This is a genomic window from Embleya sp. NPDC001921 (genome assembly GCF_053594475.1).
Map to the genome: position 1 here is coordinate 1 of NZ_JBSFEO010000165.1, position 1,231 is coordinate 1,231.

The 1,231-nt window shown below is 66.9% G+C and carries 2 protein-coding genes; both read right to left on the reverse strand.

All coding sequences use genetic code 11. From position 1 onward, the window contains the following. Positions 1-13: 13 nt before the first annotated feature. Positions 14-784, reverse strand: coding sequence for a transposase (locus ACWCPW_RS52020; RefSeq protein ID WP_449768694.1), 771 nt, complete (start codon positions 782-784; stop codon positions 14-16). 7 nt (positions 785-791) lie between these two features. Continuing rightward, the coding region (locus ACWCPW_RS52025; RefSeq protein ID WP_449768695.1) for a hypothetical protein at positions 792-1,231 on the reverse strand (440 nt) is incomplete at its 5' end.

Here is a 1,231-nt window from a genome sequence, read left to right on the forward strand (position 1 = left end):
GTTCGGGGCCGGGTTATCCGGCGAGGGTGAGGTTGTGCAGGCGGGCGATGCCGAGGATGGCGTGGTGGACGCCGTCGCCTTTGAGGCGGCAGTCGCGGAGGATCTTCCAGGTCTTCATGCGGGCGAAGACGTGCTCGACACGGGCGCGGACACGGCGGAAGGACGTGTTGTGTTCGTGTTTCCAGTCAGGGAGTTCGTCCTGGCCACGTTCGCGGCGGTGTGGGACGAGGACGCCGGTGCCGCGGTAGCCGCCGTCTCCGATCACCCGTGCGGTGCCGACGGCGGCTTTGGCGCCGGATAACTCCCAGGCCCTGCAGTCGTTGCGGTTGCCGGTGACCGGCCGGCCGACCACGACGACCAGGCGGGTGTCGGCGTCGATGACGACCTGGTGGTTCGTGGAGTACCTGTAATTCTTGGAGCGTTCGGCCACGTCGTGGTCGCGGGTTGGCACGAGCGTGCCGTCGACGATCAGCACGGTGTCCTTGTGGAACCGCTTGCGTTGATGGAGTGCGAGCAGCGGGCCGAGGTGGTCCACGACGCGGTCGGCGGCGGACTTGGATATGCCGAACAGCGGCGCGAGTTGGCGCAGGGTCAGGTTCGTGCGCCAGTACGCGGCGACCAGCAGGACGCGGTCCTCAAACGGCAGTGCCCACGGCCTGCCCTTGCCCGGACGGTCGGCTCCTTCGCGTCGCAGCGCGGTCATCAACTTGCCGAACTGGCGCGGGGTCAGCCCGGTGAAAGGAGCTATCCAGGACGGATCCGACGCCGTGATCACACCAGCCACGGCGTGATCATTCCACTGTTTCGGGTACCTCCTGTTCGAACGCGATGCGGCAGCGATTCACCTGGGCGGCCACCAGTTCCATGAACCAGCGCATGATCTCGTAGGGGATGACGTGCTCGTCATGGCTATGGATGTGGACCGTCGGCTCCAGATCAGGGTCCTCGTCGGGAACGAAAGCCACGAGGAAGGCAGCTCCAGGCAGATGAGTCGCCGCGTCGGGGACCTCAGCCCACGCAGCCGGCGCCGGCACAGCCTCGCTCAGCTCCACCGCCCACGAATCGTCGGGCAAGGCGTAGTGGAACTGGACGGCGTAGTGACGACCTGCGTGTTCCCGTAGCTCTGCTGGCATGACGGCAGGCTGCCACAGCTCGCGGTCGCAGACCCGGAATATCGGCTGGGCCCAGTTGACGGGGCACGGGGCGCCAGTGCTTACGGGACAGCCCTTAG